The organism is Pseudoalteromonas luteoviolacea NCIMB 1944, assembly GCF_001625565.1.
GTDB lineage: Bacteria > Pseudomonadota > Gammaproteobacteria > Enterobacterales > Alteromonadaceae > Pseudoalteromonas > Pseudoalteromonas luteoviolacea_F.
In genome coordinates this window covers 41,781-64,105 of record NZ_AUXS01000012.1, presented here as the reverse complement: position 1 = coordinate 64,105, position 22,325 = coordinate 41,781, and the positions used below count along the sequence as shown (strand labels likewise).

Genomic DNA, 22,325 nt, shown 5'->3' with positions numbered 1-22,325 from the left:
TCCTGCAAATACATCATAATCCTAGTTCCATACTCCATAAAGGGATCCATTCCATGTGGTGCTTACCACATCCTTTTTCCTTGCGACGTCTCTCCCTTAAAGACAGTTACAGTATATGCTGCTTTGAGCTATTAAACATTGGCTTGAAGATTATGAAAAAAGGTCTATGTTCTATTTAATAATTAAAAATTATTAAATAACAATAGGTTCCTAATTTGAGGGCAGTTAAATCTAGTGTAGATTACTCGATTTCTACATACAGAGTGAGACATATCTTACATATAAATTGTCTTTATACGGCAATAATAATTTGAGTCACTCGCCTAAGTGGGATGTAATTTATGTATAATCGCGTTAGAATCAGTTGATAATAATAATTGTTTGGATTTGGAGCCTTCATGAAACGAGCTATCGCCACAATATTGACCGCTATGACCTGCATGCCAGCCTTCGCAGCGGATGAAGTAAACATCTATTCATTTCGCCAACCTTTTTTAATACAGCCTATCTTGGATGATTTTACTAAGCAAACAGGGATTAAAACTAATGTTGTTTTTGCAAAAAAAGGCTTGATTGAGCGTGTGAAACGTGAAGGAAAGCACTCTCGTGCGGATTTGGTTTTGACTTCTAACTTTAGCGCAATGATCCAACTTGAAGACTTAGGTCTCACGCAAAAAATTGCCAGTAAAACGGTTGAGGGCAATATTCCAGCTTCATTTAGAGATCCTCAAGGGCAGTGGGTCGCTTTGACTAAGCGAGTGCGCAATGTCTACTCGTCCAAGTCGCGTTTAGGAAAATTGGAATCTCTTAGCTACGAAGAATTGGCGGATCCTAAATTTAAAGGAAAAATTTGCACTCGCTCTGGTAAGCATCCATACAACTTAGGTCTTGTTGCATCAATGATTGCTCACCACGGTGAAGCCCAAACAAAAGAGTGGTTAGTTGGCGTGAAAAACAACTTGGCCCGTAAGCCCCAGGGTAATGACCGTGCACAAGTTAAAGCAGTGAAAGAAGGCCTGTGTGATGTTGCACTGGGTAACAGCTACTACTTTGGTAAAATGATGACAGATGACAAACAAAAGTCTTGGGCTGACTCTGTTTACATCAACTTCCCTAACCAAAAAAATCGCGGCTCTCATTTAAATGTGTCAGGCGTGGTCTTAACCAAGTATGCAAAAAATAAAGAAAATGCCTTGAAACTCATAGAGTTTATGACGGACAATAAGGCTCAAAACATGTATGCATCGACGAATATGGAATATCCGGTTAAACCGGGCGTCGAATTATCTAAAATGGTAGCGTCATGGGGAGCGTTTAAGGAAGACAGCTTGCCACTTGCTGAAATTAGTAAATACCGTCCATTAGCGCTTAAGCTAATCGATGAGGTAAAATTTGACCTTTAATGCAGCTAAAAAATAAACTGTCGAATTGGCAGATAACAGCGTGGGTGATAGGTATTTGCCTGTCCACCCCGCTGGCGTTTCTCATTTTTGAATCATTACAAGGAGAGTCGGAAGTATTCTCACACCTGTGGAATACAGTTCTATGGGACTATATCAGCAATACAGTTTGGCTTATTGCCGGTGTGCTTCTACTCAGTGCGCTGATCGCGCTACCTCTTGGTTGGTTGACCGCCTATTGCCATTTTCCCGGCAAACGAATCTTTGAGTGGGCATTGATGCTGCCACTTGCGATGCCGACCTATATTATCGCTTATGTTTATACCGATATGCTCGATTATGCAGGCCCAGTGCAAATCTTTTTAAGAGATTGGTTTGGATGGTCAAGTCCTGACGACTATTGGTTTTTTGATATACGTACCTTGCCAGGTGCTATTGTCATGATAGCTCTCGTTCTTTACCCTTATTTATATTTGATTTTTAAAACAGCTTTGAGAGAGCAGTCTTTTAAGCTTGTGCAAGCGAGTCAATTAATGGGGTTATCCCCATTTCAGAGCTTTTTAAAAGTCAGTTTGCCTTTGTCTCGAGGAGCCATCGTTGCCGCACTTGCGTTGATCAGTATGGAGACCATGGCTGACTTCGCAACTGTACACTATTTTGCTGTAAGCACGTTAACAACAGCCGTATATGATACTTGGCTTGGCTATTATTCCCTTACCGCCGCTGCGAAAATATCAGGCATTATGTTGCTGTTTTTGTTCGTTGCCTTGACCTTAGAAAAAATGAGCCGCAAAAGTAATGTGGTGCATGAACGCCAAAGCAGCGTTAACGATACGAGTTTATACGAACTCAGTGGTAAAAGTGGGTGGCTAGCCACCACGTTTTGTAGCTTAGTTTTAATATTGGCGTTTTTTATTCCTGTAGGTGTACTGTTTTCTTATGCCATAGACTATTTCGATCAAGCTTGGAATGACGCGTTTTTTAATTATGCATGGCAAAGTCTAAAAATTAGTTTTTACGTCAGTATTATCGCTATCTTACTCAGTATTCTAGTGGTTTTTTATCAAAGAGTGGGCGACCAAAAGTCAAAAGGAGTACCTGGAAAAGTAGCAAGTATGGGCTATGCCTTACCTGGCACTGTTTTGGCAATTGCCGTATTACTACCGCTAACTTTATTTGATGACTATCTAAATCAATGGTTTAGTGGCACAAGCTTTGAGCCGGGTCTACTACTGAGCGGTACTATTTTTGCTATGGTATTTGCTTATGTGGTGCGTTTTTATGCGATTGCACATGGTGCTGTAGAGGCTAGTTTTGTTCGGATTAGTCCAAGCATCGATATGGCCAGTGCATCGCTAGGTAAAAACAATTTACAAACACTTGGTCGCGTTCATATACCATTGCTTAAGCGAGGCATCCTCACTGCTGGGTTATTGGTCTTTATTGAGTGCATGAAAGAATTACCAGCGGCACTGTTACTCAGACCATTTAATTTTGAAACCTTAGCGACACATGTGTTTCAGTTTGTCAGCGATGAGCAATTGGAACTCGCTTCTATTTCGGCGTTGTTTATAGTGCTGGTTGGATTAATTCCCCTTTATTTAGTGAATCGCTCAATGGAGCAACAAACATAATGCACAGTCTTTCAATTGAATCATTGCAATATAGCTATGACGGACACGCCGTTATAGACAACCTTGATCTGCAAGTAAAAGAGAATGAAATTGTCTGTTTACTGGGTGCCAGTGGCTGCGGTAAAACCACCACTTTGAAGGCAATCGCTGGTTTGATCAGGCCGCAAAATGGTGTGATACGTATTGGCCAAAAACAGGTGAATGGGGATAGGGAATTTGTCGCACCGCAGCATCGTAATGTGGGCATGATGTTTCAGGATTATGCGCTGTTTCCACACTTGACGGTTGCGCAAAACGTTGCGTTTGGTTTGCGTAAACTAAGCCGAGTCGAAAAACAATCTCGTGTAGATGAAATGCTTGAGCTTGTGCACTTGGGGGCGTATGCAAAGCGCTTTCCTCACGAACTCTCTGGTGGCCAACAGCAACGTGTCGCAATAGCCAGAGCGTTGGCTTATAGGCCTAGCCTTTTACTGTTAGATGAGCCTTTTTCTAACATAGATGCGCAAGTAAGATTTCAGTTGATCAGTGATATACGCAGTATTATTAAAGATCAAAAAGTATCGGCGATTTTTGTCAGTCACTCTAAAGATGAGGCTTTTGCTTTTTCGGACCGTCTCGCGATTATGCATCAGGGTAAAATTGCGCAGCTAGGTTGTCCAACCGAGCTATTTCAACAACCGAAGAATCAGATTGTGGCAGAGTTTTTAGGGCGAGGAATATACCTGGACGCGACACATTCTGGAAATGGCTCTTTCCAAACTCAATTTGGACTGGTTGACTCTTTAACACAACAACAAAATGCTCAAAATAAAGGGAAAATCTTTGTAAGACCGAGCCATATTGAATTATACAATACCGACAGTGGTGAGATAAAAGTAAATCAAGAAAGGTTTGTAGGCACAGAATATTTATACGCCATCGAGCTTCAAGGACAGCAATTGGAAATTGCTAAGCCAGCTGACAACCCTTTAGATTTGTCTAAACCTATCTCTTTAAAAATTAAGCCTCATGCGGTAAATTTCTTTTCTTAGAACGAATAACGATAGGGAAAAGGTATGGCCCAGCCGCAATCGGGGATCTGTGCAGAGGCAAACTTGCATGGCTTACATTTATTCTTCAATGTACTTGAAGGGCAAGACGAAGCTGTGCGAGAGGCGCTTGCGCAGGCAGGGCGACTCCAAGATGAGTTGAGCGACAGGTTTTCAGAGTCTATGCTGAGTAGCTTTGTTGCTATCGGCGCCCAGTACTGGCCGCATATATACCCTGAGTTTATTCCGCCTGAATTAAAGAGTTTTCCGCATATTAAATCTGCAGATCATCTCATTCATAGCCAGCCATTTGATCTACTTTACGTGATCCGTTCTGATAGAGAAGATGTAAATCATTTATTTGCTCAAAGTGTGTTACACATGCTTTCAGGCAGTGTAGAGCTTGTTGCTCATGTCCGAGGATTTCGCTTTTTAGATGGCCGCAACTTCAATGGTTTTATTTACGCCAGTGAGTCGCCTCATGGTCGCTTTAAACGCAAAGTGGCTTTAGTTGATAACCCTAATGGCATGGATCATCAAGGCAGCTATATCCATATTCAAAGAGTTAAGTTCGATTTGGCGCGGTGGCAGCAACTCGCGATTGCTGAGCAAGAGGCATTGATGGGGCGTACGCGCTTAGACAATAATTTAATTGAGCCCCGAGTTGCATTTAGTCACGCAAGTCGCGCTGAGCTTAAGGATGCACAAGGCCTGGTATTATTGCTTGATCAAAGTATGCCATTTGGTGATGTGTTTGAGCAGGGCAGTATCAACCTAAGTTGTGCAGCCCATGGTAACGCATTTGAAACCGTATTGATGAGTCGATTTGGCTTATTGTCGGGGCACGATTGCTACGATCCACTATTGGATTACTCTGAAGCGGATATGGGGGCCTCTTTTTTTGCACCATCTTTGCAGTTTTTATCTGAGATGGCGCAAATCATGAGTGATGACTAGGCCTTACACATTATCAAATAAGGTTTTTACTTTTTCTAATGTTGCATCTATCTCAGAGACTTTTGCTGGTGCAATGAAAATTGTGTCATCGCCAGCTATTGTGCCAAGTACACCGTCTGCACTGCCCAAAGAGTCTAGCAAGCGAGCGATTAGCTGAGCAGCTCCAGGACTGGTTCTGATTATGATCATCATTTCATTGTGCATGATGTCAATGACTAGCTGTCGCAGGGGGCTCTTCGCTGTAGGTACGCCCATTTCAGCAGGAAGGCAATAAACCATTTCTTGTTTGGCATTTCTTGTTCGGACTGCACCAAATTTACTCAGCATTCTAGACACTTTACTTTGACTGATATTGTCAAAGCCTTGATCTTTTAGCGCGTCAACGATTTCGCCTTGAGAACCGAAGTTTTCCTCTCTTAAAAGTGCTTTAAAGGCTTTCACTAAGGCTTCTTGTTTGTCTTGCGCTTGCATATACATCTCTTCTTTCAATTTTGGTTGCCCGATTTTACACAAATCATCTCAGTTACCCAAATTTTCACGCTGGAGTTATTTTCATGGAGTATCGTAAAGACAAATTGCAACAAGTTGTGTCTTGTTTACAACTATAGTCGAAAAAATCTCGAAAATAATGCGGATTAATTTGTCTTTACCCGCGCTTTTCATTATCTTTACTGCACACTAAATTCTTACCTTCAATATATGGAGAATTATAATGAAAGTTGCTGTATTAGGTGCCGCTGGTGGTATCGGTCAAGCGTTGTCACTTCTGCTTAAAAACGGTTTACCTGCGGGCTCTGAGCTAGCACTATATGATGTTGCACCGGTTGTTCCTGGTGTTGCCGTTGATCTTTCTCACATCCCAACAGCTGTTAATGTAGCTGGCTACGGAAAAGACGATTTAGACCCAGCACTAGCTGGTGCTGATATTGTATTGATCCCTGCTGGTATGCCACGTAAGCCTGGCATGGACCGTGCGGATCTGTTCAATGTAAACGCGAGTATCGTTAGAACTCTAGCTGAAGGTATCGTAAAGAACTGTCCTAAAGCGTTCGTTGGCATCATCACAAACCCTGTAAATGGCACTGTGCCAATTGTACGTGAAGTATTCAAAAAAGCTGGTACTTATGATGCTGCACGCGTATTCGGTGTAACAACTCTTGATGTTATCCGTGCTGAAACTTTCATCGCTGAGCTAAAAGGCCTAGACGTTTCTGAAGTTAAAGTGCCGGTTATCGGTGGTCACTCAGGTACTACTATCCTACCTCTACTTTCTCAAGTAGAAGGTGTTGAGTTCACTGACGAAGAAGTTGCTTCTCTTACTACACGTATCCAAAATGCAGGTACTGAAGTTGTTGAAGCTAAAGCGGGTGGTGGTTCTGCAACGCTTTCTATGGGTGCAGCTGCAGCGCGTTTTTGTTTCTCTCTTGTTAAAGGTCTACAAGGCGAAGAGAACGTATTTGAGTACGCTTATGTTGAAGGTAACACAGGCGACGCAGAATTCTTCGCACAGCCTATCCGCCTTGGTAAAAATGGTGTAGAAGAGCTACTACCTTACGGTGAGCTAAGTGCATTTGAGCAAAAAGCAAAAGATGATATGCTTGCTACGCTTGAAAAAGACATCAAAGAAGGTGTTGATTTCATGGCTTAATGCCAAGTTATCATGCTGATTATAAAAGCTGCTTCTTAAGCAGCTTTTTTGTTTTTGGTGAGCCGGTGTGACACGATCAAGTGCCTCTTTGGTCACCCATAAAAAAACAGACAACTTGCTGGCTTTTCTTTAAGTAAATATAGGTTTTTAATTAGTGCAGGATACGTGCTCTTATCGTACCCTCAACAGCACTAAGTTCTTTTAAAGCGACCTCAGAATGGTCACTATCCACATCAATAACAACATAACCTATACAGTCATCTGTTTGTAGGTACTGTGCAGCGATATTTATTCCGTGTTGCGCAAACGCTTGGTTGATCTGAGTCAGTACGCCTGGTCTGTTTTCATGAACATGTAATAAGCGGCTGCGATTTGACAGTTCAGGCAGAGATACTTCAGGAAAGTTCACTGCGGTTACTGTCGAACCATTGTCAGAATATTTGGCTAGCTTTCCAGCAACTTCAATACCAATATTCTCTTGGGCTTCTTGTGTTGAGCCTCCAACATGCGGCGTAAGGATAACATTGTCAAACTCTCTGAGAGGAGAGGTGAACTCTTCATCGTTTGATTTAGGCTCTACAGGGAACACATCGATGGCGGCGCCAGCGAGTTTTTCATGTTGTAGTGCCTCTGCCAACGCGTCAATATCTACGACGGTTCCGCGCGACGCGTTGATTAAAATAGCGCCTTGCTTCATCACTTCAATTTCAGCCATGCCAATAAGGTTTTTAGTCTGCGGAGTTTCTGGGACATGTAAACTGATCACGTCTGCACGTTGTAATAGCTGAGTTAAGTTCTGCACCTGTTGTGCGTTACCTAGCGTGAGCTTGTCCTCGATGTCATAAAACTCTACTTTCATGCCAATATTTTCGGCCATGATCCCCAACTGGGTGCCGATATGGCCGTACCCAATGATGCCTAAGGTTTTACCTCGCGCTTCAAATGATCCAATGGCAGATTTGAACCACTGGCCACGGTGTGCCATGGCATTACGTTTTGGAATTCCGCGAAGTAGTAACAGAATTTCACCTAACACTAATTCAGCAACTGAACGAGTATTTGAAAACGGTGCATTAAAGACCGCAATGCCAAGCCGCTTAGCTGCCTCTAAGTTCACTTGATTGGTGCCGATGCAAAAACAACCCACGGCAACAAGCTTTTCAGCGGCATTTAGGACTGCTTCATTTAGGTGCGTTCGCGAGCGTATACCGACAAAATGAACATGCTTAATACGCTCAATTAATTCACTTTCAGGTAACGATGTCTTAAGGTATTCGATATTGCTATACCCATTGCGCTTCAATGTTTCAACCGCACTTTGATGCACGCCTTCTAACAATAAAATTTTAATCTTATCTTTTGACAAAGATACCTTACTCATGACTCATTCCTATTACCTAGTTTGTGGACCTTTTGGTGTCCCTGTTATTACGGTGTTTGCTCCTCTATGGGCAAATAGTCCATTTGTGACAACACCGACGATTTGGTTAATTTGTTCTTCAAGTGCTTTTGGATCTGTAATATTTAATCCGTGAACATCTAAAATGACGTTGCCATTATCTGTGATCACACCTTGGCGATAGACAGGATCTCCACCAAGTTTAAGAAGTTCTCTGGCTACATAGCTACGCGCCATTGGGATAACTTCAACAGGCAGTGGAAAATTGCCTAATGTGTCAACATGTTTGCTTTCGTCGACAATACAAACAAATTTGTTGGCAACTGCCGCAACGATTTTTTCACGAGTTAATGCCGCACCGCCGCCTTTAATCATATGACCGTGCTCGTTAATTTCATCGGCACCATCAACATAGACGTCAAGTTGGGCTACATCATTTAATTCAAATACTTCAATACCGAGTGCTTTGAGCTTTTCAGTTGAGGCTTCTGAACTAGAGACTGCACCTTTTATTTCATCTTTAATGCTTCCAAGTGCGTCTATAAAATGATTAACCGTGGAGCCTGTACCTACACCGACAATTGTATTTTCTTTTACATGTTCGAGGGCTGCCCACGCGGCTGCTTTTTTCATTTCATCTTGTGTCATAACGTAATCACTTTGTTGTCTTTAATTGAGCTGAGATTATACGCTTAAACACTCGAGTTGTATGACTATAAATTGCATACATAGCACTATTTTTAGCAACGGCAGTAAATTAGCCCCATTGGTAATATTGAGTCGGCGTCAATATCGCAGGAAGAGGAACGTCCCAAGCTTCAATTGGTAATTGACTGACTTTTTGGCAATCATGAGCAAGTCCAATCAAACGAGGCTTTGTCCAACCTTGGTTATAATATGTTGCCAAGGTTCTGTCGTAATAACCGCCCCCCATACCTAACCTGTTTCCTTGTTCGTCAAATGCAACCAATGGCATGAGTAAGAAATCAAGTTGATCAATTGGGCAAATTTCACTGCAATTCAATTTAGGTTCTAAGATAGCATAGCGGTTTTGAGTCATGGTTGAGTTTTTTTCATACCTTTGGAATAGCAAAGTCTTGCCGCTAAAAGGGTGTATAACGGGTAAAAAAACAGCGATATTTTTATCCCAAAGTGATTGAATTAAAAGGTTTGTTTTAAGCTCGCCATCATTTGCAAGGTACACCCCAATTGCGGTGTTTTTTGCTGGGTTTATATGTTGAAAAAAACTAATATTTAGGGAGGATTCAGCTTGAGTTTGAAAATTTTCATCTAGAGACTTTCTTCGTTTTCGTACTTCAATTCGAATATTTTTTCTTAACTCAGAACTTTCTACGTTTGAACTTGAATTTTTTTGCATTAGAACTTCACCATCTCTGGGAAAGCGAGGCTGAAACCAAGTACGATGAGCAATATAAATAAAATAACTAACAGTGTATAAAGTAGCTTTTTAGATTTGGGCTTGGGCTCAGTTTCTAAGTCAAGCTCATCGAACAGCTCGTCGCTTTGCCAGTGTTCGTCATCTTTTTCGTCAATACTTTTCGCTTGTACATCTATCCGTTGTTCTAGCTCTTCTAATTTTTCTTCAATGCGGATCAGGCTACTGGTTATGTAATCAAGAGCTTCAAAGACGCGTTCGTTGGCTGCAGTATCGACTTGTGCTGTGCTAGTTGCACTATTTTGTAGCGGCTGTACTTTGCTTTGAAATCCGTAAATTGCTAGCAGCTTAGCTTGTTTCAAACATTTGTTCTTATCAGCGGCGCCAAAGAGTGGTTTGCCCTGTGTAAACGCGACAATTTTTTCTTTCGACACGCCTAATTTTACAGCGAGACTCTCCATAGCATTTTGGCTATCGGTATCAGCATTAAACCCTACAAAGACAACTCTAAATTGGTCACTCATATATGATCCTATTTTCGTTCTAATATGAAGAGTATACCCAAAAAGTTATCGGAAGCATTGAATTAATCCGTTGAAGTTGGAGGCGGCGATCAATGTGAGCAAGGGAATTGTTGTAAAGGCAAATTATTCTGTAGAGAGAGGAGGGGGGTTTAGCGCGAAGGGCCATCTAAGTTTAAAAGAACAGAGTACTTCGCACCTTGATATGGTGTGAAAGCAACGCCCTCACACCATTGACGATATTAGTACTTCGCAGGCTGCCCAGCTTTAGGTGTTGCCTTTAAGATGAAATCTCTTAAGTCTTGATTTGATAATTTAAGGTCTTCATAACGCAAATACATCATATGACCTGAGCGGTAACCTTTAAAGCTTAAACGCTCTTGCATTTTGCCGCTTGGATCTAAATGCCATAAATTGTATTTACCATCAAAATAGTTAGTGGCACCGTCGTAATATCCAGACTGCACCATAACATGTAGATAAGGGTTTTGTGCCATTGCTAAGCGCAAACGTTCACCCACGTTATTTTTGGTTCTATCCCAAGGACGCACTGGACCAAACATATTGTATTTGATGTCAGTTTTATAATTTAGCTCTTGGCGGAAATAATGATTAATTGCTGGCGTGAATGAATGCAACCAAGACGTTAGCTCTGGCCAGTAATCAGGTATGTCACCAGCGGCACGTTTGTCTATGCCCAGGTAGCGTGAATCTAGTCGGCCGACCGTAAATTCTCTCTCGCGAAGAAGCTCTTTCCAAAACGCGGAATTTGGAATGTCCAAGTTATTTTGTGCGACAAATAGCTCAGATAAACCCGCATACTTGGCAACTTGAGTGATCACGGATTGTTTCTCTTGTGCGCTGATCATGGCACCTTTGGCCAAGGCTGGTAAATAGTGGTTCAGTGTATAAGCTTCGACCTCTTCTAGCAGTTCAAGTAGGTCTTTATTTTGCAGCTCCTCGCTGAGAGCTTTATGGTACCATGCAGTGGCGGCGAAATACGGCAAGCGATTTGCTGCTTTTACAGGTCCGTCTCGCTTAATACCAATATCGGTAGGAGAGACCAAAATAACCCCATTTAAGTACATCCATTGCTTATTTTGCAGCTCATGAGCCAGTCCAGCAACACGTGTCGTACCGTAACTTTCTCCGATCAAAAACTTAGGCGATAGCGCTCTGTCATGGCGGTTGATAAAAGTATTTAGCCAAGTTGCAAGGTATTTGACATCAGCGTTGACTCCAAAAAACTGCTTTTTTTGCAATTCTTTACTTGGCATTTTTCCGTTGCCGTCAGGTAGCATTCTTGAATACCCAGTATTGACAGGGTTTACAAATACGATGTCGGTTGTGTCTAACACCGAGTATGGATTATCTCTAAGCCCGTAGGGTTGAACAGGGAAGCCTTCATCATCGATTTTTAATACTCTAGGTCCGGTATATGCGATGTGCATCCATACAGATGCTGAGCCTGGGCCACCATTAAATGAGATAAGGAGTGGGCGCTTAGAAAGATCTTTGACCTTATCTTTTTTGTAATAAGTATAGTGTAGTGAGGCGATTGGGTTGCCTTCATTGTCCCATAGTGGTTGCGTACCAGTTGAGACCGTATAATTTAGGCGTGTGCCATTTATCGTTGCTTTATGCTTTGTGGTAATTTGATGATCAATATCAAAACTTAATTTTTCAGCTTGTTTAACATTGGCAGCACTGGCTGCGCTAATGCAAAGCAACAATAGACCTGATATTATTTTAGGTACAGCGGTCATGGTAATCCTCAAAATTCACTAATAGTGTCCATTTAATGCTTTTTTTACGCTGAATTCAAAGTGAATGAGACTAAATAGCAATATTCGCAGGCTATTACAATTTGTTTACCAATTAGGGGCGATGCAGGTTTTTTTTGTCACAAAAATCGCGTATATTTCACCCTTATGTCTGTAGTATTAAAGTATTTAGCCCTGTTAAATTCTTGTGTAACTACATCTCTCATTGCAGTCACTAGAGAAAGCTTCCATGCAAAAAGTATTAATTGTTGAAGATAGTAAGGTTGTTCAACAGATCTTACGCCATTTGGCATCACAACATTTAAATGTCGATATAGACTTTGCTTGGTCACTCAAGGAAAGTAAAGCATTACTAAAAAGCAACCGCTACACCTTGGCCTTGGTCGATCTAACTTTACCTGATGCGATGGACGCAGAGGTGGTGCAGTTAACTTTGAGCCACAATGTACCCACAGTCGTACTGACATCAAAAATTGATGAATATAGCCGCCAACAGATGCTCGAAATGGGCGTGGTCGATTATGTGATTAAGGATAATCGTGATTCCTACTTGTATGCGATTAAACTCGTCAGTCGATTGTTAAGAAATCAGGGCTGTAAAGCACTCATTGCCGATGACTCAATGATCAGTCGAGCAGTAATGAGGCAAATGTTAGAAAAGCAGCTATTTACAGTTTTTGAAGCGCAAGATGGTGAGCAAGCGCTTACTATGCTAAAAGCTGAGCATGAAATTAAACTCCTACTTACCGATTATGCTATGCCAACGATGGATGGTTTTGAATTGGTCAAAGCGGTGCGTAATTTCCGGGGGCGTGATGACCTTGCGATTGTAGGGTTGTCTGGTGCTGGAACTCACGGCCTTTCTGCTAAGTTTATTAAATATGGTGCCAATGATTTTTTAATGAAACCTTTTATGAACGAAGAGTTTCATTGCCGAGTAATGCAAACAATGGAGCAATTAAATTTAATTGCTGATATTAAAGATTATGCTCATCGAGATTATCTCACAGGCTTATATAACCGCCGTTATTTCTGCCAACAAATGGATAAATTGCTTAAAACAGGTTTACAACATAGCTGTTTAGCCTTGCTAGACTTGGACCTGTTTAAAGAAATCAATGATAAATACGGTCATTTAGGTGGGGATAGTATCCTTACCCAAGTTGCTCAGCTGTTGACGGATTCATTCTCAGATAGCCTCGTTTCACGAGTCGGTGGAGAGGAGTTTGCTGTGTTGTTAGCTGAGCAAGATATACAGAAGGCAAAAGCTGCGTTTGATGGCTTCCGAAGAAAGTTTGCCGAGAACATTTTCTCCATAGATGAACACAAGTTACATTGCACTGTAAGTATAGGTATCGCAAGATGTGAATTTCCCACGTTGAGTGAGGTAATGCGTCACGCTGATAAAGCTTTGTATCAAGCAAAAGCACAAGGCCGCAATAGTGCAGTTGGTGCCTGCACCAAATCAATTCAAATACTGGAAGAGTGCACCACCTAAGTGCACTTTTTGCAATTCCCCATCTCATTTCAAGTTTTATCTCATTGATTAATAAAAATTAATTTTATTGGCACAAAGGTTGGATTGTGTATTCCATCAACAACAGGAATCACACTCCTCTGGAGGTCAACGATGAAAATGATAAGTGCGATTATCAAGCCATTTAAATTGGATGAAGTTCGCGAGGCGCTCGCCGAATTAGGTATTGAAGGCATGACGGTTGTCGATGTCAAAGGGTTTGGCAGACAACGAGGCCACACTGAGTTATATCGAGGTGCTGAGTATCAAGTCGACTTTATTCCAAAAATAAAACTCGAAATAGCAACACACAGTGAAAATTGTCAGCGAGTTGTAGATACGTTAACACAAGCAGCCAATACCGGAAAAATCGGCGATGGTAAAATTTTTGTGTATGACCTAGAGCAAATAGTGCGGATCCGTACTGGCGAATTAGACGAAGAAGCAATTTGAGAGGCAACTGATGGACAACACAATTATAGAATTACAATTCTCGCTCAACACGTTTTACTTCTTGATATCGGGCGTTTTAGTGATGTGGATGGCTGCGGGGTTTGCCATGTTAGAGGCGGGATTGGTCAGATCAAAAAATACCACCGAAATTTTAACCAAGAATATCGCATTGTATGCGATCGCTTGCACCATGTATTTGTTGATTGGTTATAACATTATGTATGTAGGAAATTCAGAAGGTGGATTTGTCCCAAGTTTTGGAGCATTGATTGGCGAAGCCTCAGCGGATGCGGATCATGCACTAGAGTCTGATTTTTTCTTTCAGGTAGTTTTTGTAGCCACGGCTATGTCTATTGTCTCAGGCGCAGTTGCCGAACGGATGAAGCTATGGGCGTTTTTATTGTTTACCGTGGTATTGACCGGTGTTATTTATCCAATTCAAGGTTATTGGAGTTGGGGAGCTGGATTTTTATCTGAACTGGGTTTTGTTGACTTTGCTGGTTCGGCAATTGTTCATGGCGCGGGGGCTGCGGCTGCACTTGCAGGAGTTTTGCTATTGGGAGCGAGAAAAGGAAAGTATGGTAAGCACGGTGAAATATACCCGATCCCTGGTTCTAATTTACCACTAGCAACACTCGGTACCTTTATTTTATGGATGGGGTGGTTTGGCTTTAACGGAGGGTCTCAGTTGTTTATAGCAGACAAAGAAAACGCCATTGCGGTGAGTCAGATCATGCTCAATACCAATGCTGCCGCTGCTGCAGGCGCGATATCAGCACTACTAGTATGCAAAATTATGTGGAAAAAAGCGGATTTAACGATGATTTTAAATGGTGCACTGGCTGGGTTGGTGAGTATTACCGCGGAGCCTGCCTCTCCAACACCGCTTTTAGCATGTATCATAGGTGCACTGGGTGGCAGTTTGGTGGTGTTCAGTATCGTTACATTGGATAAATTTAAAATTGATGATCCGGTCGGTGCTATTTCTGTTCATGGTGTATGTGGATGCTTAGGGGTAATGATGGTGCCATTTTCAAATAGCGAAGCCAATTTTGTATCTCAGTTAATTGGTCTTATGTCCATTCTCGGTTTTGTGTTTGTTACCTCTTATTTGGTCTGGGCGCTTTTGAAAAAGACCATGGGGATCCGAGTTAGCGAAGAAGAGGAACTCAGTGGTATGGACCAGCATGACTGCGGGGTTGACGCGTATCCAGAGTTTGTCACGATACGTAACCACTAGCAGTTAAAAAGATTAAAAAAGCAGGCTTTAGCCTGCTTTTTTGGTTTCAGTGGCCGTTAATCTAAGTTACTCTAGCATCATTCTAGATATCGTAAAAATTACTCCGGTAAATGTCAGATAAAAAACGTACCCCTGCAAAAAAATCAAAGTCGAAGCGCACAACTAAGAAGTCATCAAATTCTAAAAAAATGCCTATAAAGCAGCGCTTAGGGGTATTTAAATCCCGGGTTTTACAAACGCTTTGGTCGCTATTTTGGAAAGGTGGCCTAGCAGTTTGCTGTGCGGTTGCTATGTACGTTGTATACCTAGATGCGAAAGTGAGTAAGCAATTTGAAGGCAATAAGTGGCAACTTCCAGTGCAAGTATATGCACGAGCTATGACCTTTTATCCAGATCAGTATTTGTCAGAAGATGAAGTGATTTGGGAGTTGGAACGACTAAATTATTCTCGAGTAAATCGCATTAAAAGAACGGGTCAATATCTGGTTCAAGGTCGCACGGTCACCATATATCGTCGCGCTTTTGAGTTTTATGAAGGCGAAGAGTCGGCAAAAGTATTTACGCTTAACTTTGCCGGAAAAAAACTGGCAAGTGTCGTTGATAAGAGTGGTAGAAGAACTTCATCTGAACGTCTAGAACCTGTGCAAATTGCTCGGATCGGGAATGAAACCAATCAAGACCGAGAGTTTGTTCCTTTAGATAAATTTCCTAATGTACTCAAACAAGCGCTATTGGCCGTCGAAGATCGCAATTTTTATGAGCACCACGGAGTATCCGTATGGTCAATAATGCGTGCCCTTTACAGTAATATTCGAGCGGGAAGAACAGTGCAAGGGGGTAGTACGCTCACTCAGCAGTTGGCTAAAAATTTCTACCTGACACGTGAACGTTCAATTGTACGCAAAATCAATGAAGCTTTTATCGCGTTGATTTTGGACTACCGATATAGCAAAGATGAAATTTTGGAAGCTTACCTCAATGAAGTTTATTTGGGTCAAGCATACAACCAAGGTGTACATGGTATGGGGCTAGCTTCGGAATTTTACTTTGCTAAGCCTGTAGATGAGTTAGAGTTTGACCAAATTGCGCTGTTAGTTGCGATGGTTAAAGGGCCTTCTTATTACAACCCGCGACGATACCAAGAGCGGACTATGGAACGTCGAGATCTCGTACTTAGACTGATGGCAGAAAATGGCATCATCACAACCACTGAATATCGTCAGTCGCTAGAGCGTAAAATTGAGATTCAGCCGCTAAAAGAAAGTTTACTTCAGTCTTATCCGGGGTATCTGGAGTTGGTAAATCGAGAGCTGAAAGGCCTGGTGCCAAATGATGATATTATTCACGCAGGTGTGAGGATATTTACCTACTTTGAATTGCAAAAACAAAGTGCGATGGAAGAAGCTATCACATCTGGCTTACCTTATTTAGAGCGTCGCTTTGGTACTTCAGGACTGGAAGTGGCCATGTTGTCTGTAAATGCAGAAAAGTCTGGAGTATCTGCATTGGTGGCAGGTAGGCAGATGCGTTTTTCTGGCTTTAATCGAGTGTTGGATACAAGGCGCAGTGTCGGCTCTTTGGTCAAACCTGCAATATACTTAACGGCACTGCAAAAAGACTACAACTTGGGCACATTGGTCGATGACTCACCACTTCAAGTAACTGATGCATCGGGTAAAACTTGGTCTCCTGAAAATTTTGATCATGAGTTTCGAGGTCAGGTGCCGCTTTACGAAGCGTTCAGTAAAAGTTTAAACATACCAGCAGTAAACCTTGGGTTAGACGTTGGGGTACATAAAGTAGCAGATACCATGACTGAACTGGGGATAAAAAGTGATATTCCGACGTACCCTTCAATGTTGCTAGGGGCCGTAGAGCTTTCTAGTTTCGATGTTGCTCAAATGTATACAACGTTGGCTGCCGATGGACGTTATAGTGAATTGACCAGTATTTCTGCGATCACCGATTCCAGCGGAAAAACACTCTATAAACACCAACCTGAGCGGGAGCAAAGGTTTGAGCCTGCATCTGTGTACATGACGAAATATGGTCTAAAAAGAGTAACTAAAAGTGGTACTGGTAAGCGTCTTAATAAACACTTTCCTTCGATTCAACTGGCAGGCAAAACCGGGACGAGTAATGATTTGAGAGACAGCTGGTTTACCGGTTTCGATCATAATACCGTTACGGTAACTTGGATCGGCCGAGACGATAATAAACCTGCAAAGTTGACTGGCGGAAGAGGCGCACTTGAGCTTTATATTCGCTATTTGAAACCTCTTAATCCGCAGGCTATTGTGGATGAGCGGCCTGCAGGAGTTAAGTGGGCGTTTGTCAATAAAGCAACGGGTAAACAAGCTGCACCACACTGTGGACCAACTATTCAGTTGCCTCTGCGGGCGGAGTTATTTAACCCACGCCCAAGTTGCGAGTAGAGCTTATGTTCTGAACTGGCTCATGGCAGACTTTAAATTGGCTGCCATGTTGCTCAGTTGATGGGCATCATCTTGCGTAGCTTCCGCTGAGCCCAATGTATGTTCAGCAAGATCGCTAATTTCGCTGGATTCAGAAAGCGCTTGTTGTGTGGCTTGAGTTTGCTGTTGTACGAGCTCTCGAATGACATGTCCTTGTTGATCAATATCTGTCATGCTTTGCTCGGCGGCACTTAATATTTGATTGGTCTCGTTGGCTGCACTTACCCCTCGCTCCATTTTTTCAACGCTACTCAGCATTTTTTGCTGAGTATTATTTGACGCACTTTGCAATGACTTGATAATCGAATGGATTTCCTCAGTTTGTTGTTGGGTGCGCTTAGCGAGTGTGCGTACTTCATCTGCAACAACAGCAAATCCTCTTCCTTGTTCTCCCGCCCTCGCAGCTTCTATGGCCGCATTGAGAGCCAATAAATTTGTCTGTTCGGCAATTTCACTGATCCCTAGGCTTACTTTACTGATGTTTTGGCTGTCTTGAGCAAGTTTGTCTAACGCTTGTCTACTCTCCTCAAACTCGCGTTGTAACACAGTCATATGTTGGGCGAGCTCAGTCGTATTCACACTGCCTTGTTTAACTTGTTGAGCGGCGGCGCTTGCCAGCTCAGTCGCGTGTTGTGCAGAGGTTTCCACTGAATCTGCGGCATTGGCCATATCGGAAAGGGCATTATGAATGCCGGAAATTTTAATTTGTTGCTGGGCGACATCATGGCGAGTGTCTTGGCTTATGTGACTTAGTTTGTCGGTAGCATGATGCAGGTCGCTGGTGGTATTGTGCACATCTGCTAATAATTCAGTAAAGGCATCCAGCACACGGTTATATTGGGCAACGATATCATTTAACTCATCATCTCCCCGAGAAACAGCTCTAGCACGCAAGTCGCCCTGAGCTGCCTTTTGTGCAGATACCGAAAACTCAGAAATGGTGTCAACAACGGCAAAATAAAAACCTAGCATTAGATACAGAGCGATAAACAGACTCAGCAGAGATGCCGAAGCTACAAGGTTTCGGATCGTTTGTTCTGTACTGAGCTTCTCCTGCAGCAAGGTTTTTAGTGTGGGTAGCGCGGCTTCAATCAAGTCCTGCGTTTTTCGTTGTACATTTCTATGACTGCTGGCAAAAGCGCTGGCGGTCAGCTCAATATCATCTGGCTCGAGCAATTTTGTTCTAATTGCTAGCTGGTATTGGTCCAATGCTTTGTTGAGTGCATCAATTTGTCCAGAAAGCTGCTGCTTAACAAATGGACTTTCTTGTGTGGCAACTTCAAGTTTATCTAACAACTGAGCTTTTACTATGGGCAGAGCTTTGTTGAGATTAGACAGCGCGATAAATGAGTCTGGCGTAAAACGACCTCTGCTAATGATGGCATTGGCCTGCTCTGCAATGTTGTTTATTTGATATACAACTTTGGGTAGAGACTCCACCAGTGAACGGTTTAAGTAAGAGCGACTTAAGTCGTTATCAATGGCTAACTTGGAGGCAATGGATACTTGCTCTAACGGCGTGTTGGACGCTTTTGCATTGACTGAAAAGCCATTTTGAGAGAGCAGTCTTTGATTATCTTTCTGACGGTTGTTGATGATGTTCTCTAGCAGTTTAGGGTAGAGGTTCAGACCCTGTTGCTGTTGTTGGCTAACTTCAATTGAGTGAGTCAAAGTTGAATTTAAAAAAAACAGACTTAGTGCCAAAGGCAATAGTAAAATACCGAATACCAGACTGATTTTTGTTTTATATTTTAACTGAGCCATAAATGAGATGGCGGGGCTACATAGCGATCTGAGTCCTGTCATAATTTAAATCTTTGTTATTGAGTCACGAAATAGAGACCTTATTAAGACAAAGAATAGTTCAAAGAAACAGAAATTTTTTTTCAATATGAAAAAAAAGCCCTTAATGGGCTTTTTCTTATGTACTTAACAACCAAACAAGGTTGGCATTTTTTGCTACTTATTTTGCGATTAGCTTTGCGAATGCGCGATCTGCGGCAGATATTGTGTTTTCAATATCTTTATCGCTATGCATCGTGCTGACAAAGCCGGCTTCAAACGCAGATGGCGCAAGGTATACGCCTTCGTCTAACATTAAGTGGAAGAAGCGTTTGAATTTATCTAAGTCACATTTTGTTGCTTGCTGGTAGCTATCGACACGCTGTGCTGAAGTAAAGAAAAAGCCAAACATGCCACCGGCATAGTTGGTTGTTAGTTCAATACCGTGTTTATCAGCCGCAGCTTGGAAACCGGCGCATAAAGCTTTGCTTTTTGCTTCCAATGCATCGTGTAGACCAGGCTCAGAGAGAAGCTCCAGAGCTTTTAAGCCCGCAGCCATCGCAATTGGGTTACCAGATAAGGTACCAGCTTGATATACAGGGCCAACAGGTGCGATGTAATCCATGATTTCACGTTTACCACCAAAAGCGCCTACTGGCATACCGCCGCCGATGACTTTACCTAGGCAAGTCAGATCAGGCACGATGTTGTAATATGCTTGAGCACCACCAAGAGCAACGCGGAAACCAGTCATTACTTCATCGAAAATAAGTACTGACTTGTGTTCATCACATATTGCACGCAGACCTTCTAAAAAGCCCTCAACAGGTGGGATGCAGTTCATGTTGCCAGCAACTGGCTCCACGATGATGCACGCGATTTCGTCTTTATATTCGGCAAAAATCGCTTTGACTTCATCCATGTTATTAAAAGATACCGTTAGCGTATGCTTGGCAAAGTCTGCTGGAATTCCCGGGGAATTGGGGACGCCCATAGTGAGCGCTCCAGAGCCTGCTTTTACTAGCAAAGAGTCAGCATGACCATGATAACAACCCTCAAATTTGAGAATCTTATCTCTGCCTGTATAGCCACGAGCAAGGCGTATAGCACTCATGGTTGCTTCAGTACCTGAACTGACCATACGCACAGTTTCAATTGATGGAACCAACTCTTTGACTTTTTCAGCCATCAAGATTTCGGTCTCGGTTGGCGCACCATAGCTTAAACCGTTTTCAACAGCGTCTAACACAGCTTGTTTGATAGCTGGGTGATTGTGGCCAAGGATCATTGGCCCCCACGAGCCAACATAGTCGATGTAACGGTTATCGTCAGCATCAAAGGTGAAAGGGCCCTGTGCTTTTGTAATAAACAAAGGTGTGCCCCCAACGCCGTTAAACGCTCTTACTGGTGAGTTTACACCACCAGGGATGGAAGCTTGTGCACGCTCAAATAAATCTTGGCTAATTGTCATAATGTGTCCTTCTTGATTAACTTTGACGTTTTCTGCTGAACCAAGGTACGTTTGTTTCATACTGTTGTACTTTATTTTCTACACCCAGTGTCAGTGCGAAAAGTGCCATCCGGATCAGTACACCGTTTTGTACTTGTCTAAAGATGGCTAAGTTATCGTTGCTGTTTAAATCGTTATCCAGCTCATTGGCATCGCTGCGGCTATCCCTTGGAAGTGGGTGCATCAGTACAGACTCAGGTTTACAGTGCGCATCGTAAATTGCTTGGCTAATTCTAAATCCACCACGATATTTATTGGCTTCTTCTTGCGATGGAAAGCGCTCTTCCTGGATACGTGTTTGGTAGACGATATCCGCTGCGAGGTTACCTTCCATTTGAGAAACAAGCTCTATTTGATGGCCTGCATTGGTGACCGCGTCGAGGACGTAGTCAGGCATTTGCAAACCGTCAGGTGCAACCATTGAGAATTTAATATTTTTATAATGGCACAGTAGTTTGGACAGAGAATGTACGGTGCGGCCATATTTCAAATCGCCGACCAAAGCGATATGCATACCATCGACTGTGCGATCGAAACGACTAAGTTCACGATCGATGGTCAGTAGGTCTAATAGCGCTTGAGTTGGATGTTCGTTCGGGCCATCGCCGCCGTTGAGTACTGGTACATCGGAGCCTGTCGCAAACTCTGCGACACTGCCAGCATCTGGGTGGCGCATGGCAACCGCGTCAGCATAGGCTGAGATAACACGGGCAGTATCATATAGTGACTCACCTTTTGCCAAGGCGGAGCTTTGCATGCCGGTGGTTTCTCTTACTAGACCACCTAATAAGTTAAATGCAGTACCAAAACTGACACGTGTACGGGTACTAGGTTCAAAGAATAAATTTGCGAGTACGGCACCTTCAAGCACTTGAGTACGTTTATGCTTTTTGGCATACGGCTCCATGCGCTTGGCGACGTCAAAAATTAATTCAATGGCTTCTCTATCGAGTTGATTGACAGAAAGGATGTTTTCACCTTGGAAACTTAGCATGCGGCGATTCCTAATCACAGATTGACAACAGGAGGCAAGGGTGCGCTCCTAACCGAGATAACCTTGGCAACAGCAGGTTACTGGAACGATATGATAGCATAATTGAACGTCAACAGGAGAGTATGACGGCAGGATACCGTCATATTTGTATTAAAAAAATGGTTTTAAGACTGCGAGCAATATGATGGGTAATAGCAAGAACACCGGAAACTCGTTAAAAAATCGATAAAAACGTGTGCTGCGAATATTTCGGTCGTGCTTAAAGTCTGCCAACAGTTTGAAACAATAGGCATGATATATATAAAGAATGATCACAAAGACCAGCTTATAGTGGAGCCATAAATTGTATTTAAACCACTCCCTGCCGTATTCAACAATAGTCAGCACACCAAAAACGGCGGTGAGTACTGCAAAAGGCGTCACGAAGTATAGCAGCCGTCGCTCCATAATTTTGAGCATGGCAGAGCATGCTTTTTCTTCAGTCATGGTGTGATAGATAAATAGCCGAGGCAAGTAGAAAATGCCTGCAAACCACGCGACCATAAAAAAGATGTGCAAAGCTTTGTAAATCAGCAAAGCGCTCATAGTG

General features: G+C 42.6%; 19 protein-coding genes. 9 read left to right on the top strand and 10 right to left on the bottom strand.

The genetic code is table 11. The features are described from left to right. Nucleotides 1-398: 398 nt before the first annotated feature. The 4 genes from N483_RS01500 to N483_RS01485 are packed head-to-tail and all read left to right on the top strand — an operon-like array spanning nucleotide 399 to nucleotide 5,019. On the top strand, nucleotides 399-1,403 hold the full coding sequence (locus N483_RS01500) for a Fe(3+) ABC transporter substrate-binding protein (protein WP_023399533.1): 1,005 nt from the start codon (nucleotides 399-401) through the stop codon (nucleotides 1,401-1,403). Beyond that, nucleotides 1,403-3,034 (top strand): ABC transporter permease, encoded by a 1,632-nt coding sequence (locus tag N483_RS01495; RefSeq protein ID WP_023399534.1) that lies wholly within the window; start codon nucleotides 1,403-1,405, stop codon nucleotides 3,032-3,034. The genes N483_RS01500 and N483_RS01495 overlap by 1 nt, the downstream gene beginning before the upstream one ends. After that, on the top strand, nucleotides 3,034-4,065 hold the full coding sequence (locus N483_RS01490) for an ABC transporter ATP-binding protein (protein WP_023399535.1): 1,032 nt from the start codon (nucleotides 3,034-3,036) through the stop codon (nucleotides 4,063-4,065). The genes N483_RS01495 and N483_RS01490 overlap by 1 nt, the downstream gene beginning before the upstream one ends. Before the next feature lie 24 nt (nucleotides 4,066-4,089). Beyond that, nucleotides 4,090-5,019, top strand: a complete 930-nt coding sequence (locus tag N483_RS01485; RefSeq protein WP_023399536.1) for a Dyp-type peroxidase — start codon at nucleotides 4,090-4,092, stop codon at nucleotides 5,017-5,019. Between the two features lie 3 nt (nucleotides 5,020-5,022). Here the strand turns inward: N483_RS01485 and argR are convergent, their stop codons facing one another. Beyond that, a complete protein-coding gene (argR, locus tag N483_RS01480; RefSeq protein ID WP_023399537.1) occupies nucleotides 5,023-5,490 on the bottom strand; it encodes a transcriptional regulator ArgR in 468 nt (155 codons plus the stop codon). Nucleotides 5,491-5,731: 241 nt separating this feature from the next. On the opposite strand from argR, the gene mdh reads away from it, so the two are divergent. After that, nucleotides 5,732-6,667: a malate dehydrogenase gene (mdh, locus tag N483_RS01475; protein ID WP_023399538.1), complete on the top strand. Its 936-nt coding sequence runs from the start codon at nucleotides 5,732-5,734 to the stop codon at nucleotides 6,665-6,667. Between the two features lie 151 nt (nucleotides 6,668-6,818). Here the strand turns inward: mdh and serA are convergent, their stop codons facing one another. The 5 genes from serA to N483_RS01450 form a co-directional block, all read right to left on the bottom strand. After that, nucleotides 6,819-8,048, bottom strand: a complete 1,230-nt coding sequence (gene serA / locus N483_RS01470) for a phosphoglycerate dehydrogenase (RefSeq protein ID WP_023399539.1) — start codon at nucleotides 8,046-8,048, stop codon at nucleotides 6,819-6,821. Nucleotides 8,049-8,060: 12 nt separating this feature from the next. Further along, on the bottom strand, nucleotides 8,061-8,714 hold the full coding sequence (rpiA, locus tag N483_RS01465; RefSeq protein ID WP_023399540.1) for a ribose-5-phosphate isomerase RpiA: 654 nt from the start codon (nucleotides 8,712-8,714) through the stop codon (nucleotides 8,061-8,063). Nucleotides 8,715-8,823: 109 nt separating this feature from the next. Beyond that, nucleotides 8,824-9,444 carry a 5-formyltetrahydrofolate cyclo-ligase gene (locus N483_RS01460; protein ID WP_023399541.1) on the bottom strand — a complete coding sequence of 207 codons (621 nt, stop codon included), beginning with the start codon at nucleotides 9,442-9,444 and terminating at the stop codon, nucleotides 8,824-8,826. Continuing rightward, nucleotides 9,444-9,986, bottom strand: coding sequence for a hypothetical protein (locus N483_RS01455; RefSeq protein ID WP_023399542.1), 543 nt, complete (start codon nucleotides 9,984-9,986; stop codon nucleotides 9,444-9,446). The genes N483_RS01460 and N483_RS01455 overlap by 1 nt, the downstream gene beginning before the upstream one ends. Before the next feature lie 239 nt (nucleotides 9,987-10,225). Continuing rightward, nucleotides 10,226-11,749 carry a S10 family peptidase gene (locus tag N483_RS01450; protein ID WP_023399543.1) on the bottom strand — a complete coding sequence of 508 codons (1,524 nt, stop codon included), beginning with the start codon at nucleotides 11,747-11,749 and terminating at the stop codon, nucleotides 10,226-10,228. 247 nt (nucleotides 11,750-11,996) lie between these two features. Here N483_RS01450 and N483_RS01445 point away from each other — a divergent pair, with 247 nt between their 5' ends. From N483_RS01445 to mrcB, 4 genes are all read left to right on the top strand, one after another. Further along, on the top strand, nucleotides 11,997-13,265 hold the full coding sequence (locus tag N483_RS01445) for a response regulator (protein ID WP_023399544.1): 1,269 nt from the start codon (nucleotides 11,997-11,999) through the stop codon (nucleotides 13,263-13,265). Between the two features lie 132 nt (nucleotides 13,266-13,397). After that, nucleotides 13,398-13,736 (top strand): P-II family nitrogen regulator, encoded by a 339-nt coding sequence (locus N483_RS01440; RefSeq protein WP_023399545.1) that lies wholly within the window; start codon nucleotides 13,398-13,400, stop codon nucleotides 13,734-13,736. A gap of 10 nt (nucleotides 13,737-13,746) precedes the next feature. Then, nucleotides 13,747-14,976, top strand: coding sequence for an ammonium transporter (locus N483_RS01435; protein ID WP_023399546.1), 1,230 nt, complete (start codon nucleotides 13,747-13,749; stop codon nucleotides 14,974-14,976). A 110-nt stretch (nucleotides 14,977-15,086) separates the two neighbouring features. Next, a complete protein-coding gene (gene mrcB / locus N483_RS01430) occupies nucleotides 15,087-17,411 on the top strand; it encodes a penicillin-binding protein 1B (protein ID WP_023399547.1) in 2,325 nt (774 codons plus the stop codon). 3 nt (nucleotides 17,412-17,414) lie between these two features. Here mrcB and N483_RS01425 read toward each other — a convergent pair whose 3' ends face one another. The 4 genes from N483_RS01425 to N483_RS01410 form a co-directional block, all read right to left on the bottom strand. Next, nucleotides 17,415-19,256 (bottom strand): methyl-accepting chemotaxis protein, encoded by a 1,842-nt coding sequence (locus tag N483_RS01425; RefSeq protein WP_023399548.1) that lies wholly within the window; start codon nucleotides 19,254-19,256, stop codon nucleotides 17,415-17,417. 157 nt (nucleotides 19,257-19,413) lie between these two features. Further along, complete coding sequence (gene hemL, locus N483_RS01420; RefSeq protein ID WP_023399549.1) at nucleotides 19,414-20,703, bottom strand: glutamate-1-semialdehyde 2,1-aminomutase; 1,290 nt, start codon at nucleotides 20,701-20,703, stop codon at nucleotides 19,414-19,416. A 16-nt stretch (nucleotides 20,704-20,719) separates the two neighbouring features. Further along, on the bottom strand, nucleotides 20,720-21,736 hold the full coding sequence (locus N483_RS01415) for an aspartate carbamoyltransferase (RefSeq protein ID WP_023399550.1): 1,017 nt from the start codon (nucleotides 21,734-21,736) through the stop codon (nucleotides 20,720-20,722). 150 nt (nucleotides 21,737-21,886) lie between these two features. After that, a complete protein-coding gene (locus N483_RS01410; protein ID WP_023399551.1) occupies nucleotides 21,887-22,321 on the bottom strand; it encodes a CopD family protein in 435 nt (144 codons plus the stop codon). Nucleotides 22,322-22,325: the final 4 nt, after the last annotated feature.

Bases quoted from the DNA above. Each gene is read 5' to 3' on its own strand.
- N483_RS01500 (WP_023399533.1), top strand. From the start codon at position 399: ATGAAACGAGCTATCGCCACAATATTGACCGCTATGACCTGCATGCCA.
- N483_RS01495 (WP_023399534.1), top strand. From the start codon at position 1,403: ATGCAGCTAAAAAATAAACTGTCGAATTGGCAGATAACAGCGTGGGTG.
- N483_RS01490 (WP_023399535.1), top strand. From the start codon at position 3,034: ATGCACAGTCTTTCAATTGAATCATTGCAATATAGCTATGACGGACAC.
- N483_RS01485 (WP_023399536.1), top strand. From the start codon at position 4,090: ATGGCCCAGCCGCAATCGGGGATCTGTGCAGAGGCAAACTTGCATGGC.
- argR (WP_023399537.1), bottom strand. From the start codon at position 5,490: ATGCAAGCGCAAGACAAACAAGAAGCCTTAGTGAAAGCCTTTAAAGCA.
- mdh (WP_023399538.1), top strand. From the start codon at position 5,732: ATGAAAGTTGCTGTATTAGGTGCCGCTGGTGGTATCGGTCAAGCGTTG.
- serA (WP_023399539.1), bottom strand. From the start codon at position 8,048: ATGAGTAAGGTATCTTTGTCAAAAGATAAGATTAAAATTTTATTGTTA.
- rpiA (WP_023399540.1), bottom strand. From the start codon at position 8,714: ATGACACAAGATGAAATGAAAAAAGCAGCCGCGTGGGCAGCCCTCGAA.
- N483_RS01460 (WP_023399541.1), bottom strand. From the start codon at position 9,444: ATGCAAAAAAATTCAAGTTCAAACGTAGAAAGTTCTGAGTTAAGAAAA.
- N483_RS01455 (WP_023399542.1), bottom strand. From the start codon at position 9,986: ATGAGTGACCAATTTAGAGTTGTCTTTGTAGGGTTTAATGCTGATACC.
- N483_RS01450 (WP_023399543.1), bottom strand. From the start codon at position 11,749: ATGACCGCTGTACCTAAAATAATATCAGGTCTATTGTTGCTTTGCATT.
- N483_RS01445 (WP_023399544.1), top strand. From the start codon at position 11,997: ATGCAAAAAGTATTAATTGTTGAAGATAGTAAGGTTGTTCAACAGATC.
- N483_RS01440 (WP_023399545.1), top strand. From the start codon at position 13,398: ATGAAAATGATAAGTGCGATTATCAAGCCATTTAAATTGGATGAAGTT.
- N483_RS01435 (WP_023399546.1), top strand. From the start codon at position 13,747: ATGGACAACACAATTATAGAATTACAATTCTCGCTCAACACGTTTTAC.
- mrcB (WP_023399547.1), top strand. From the start codon at position 15,087: ATGTCAGATAAAAAACGTACCCCTGCAAAAAAATCAAAGTCGAAGCGC.
- N483_RS01425 (WP_023399548.1), bottom strand. From the start codon at position 19,256: ATGACAGGACTCAGATCGCTATGTAGCCCCGCCATCTCATTTATGGCT.
- hemL (WP_023399549.1), bottom strand. From the start codon at position 20,703: ATGACAATTAGCCAAGATTTATTTGAGCGTGCACAAGCTTCCATCCCT.
- N483_RS01415 (WP_023399550.1), bottom strand. From the start codon at position 21,736: ATGCTAAGTTTCCAAGGTGAAAACATCCTTTCTGTCAATCAACTCGAT.
- N483_RS01410 (WP_023399551.1), bottom strand. From the start codon at position 22,321: ATGAGCGCTTTGCTGATTTACAAAGCTTTGCACATCTTTTTTATGGTC.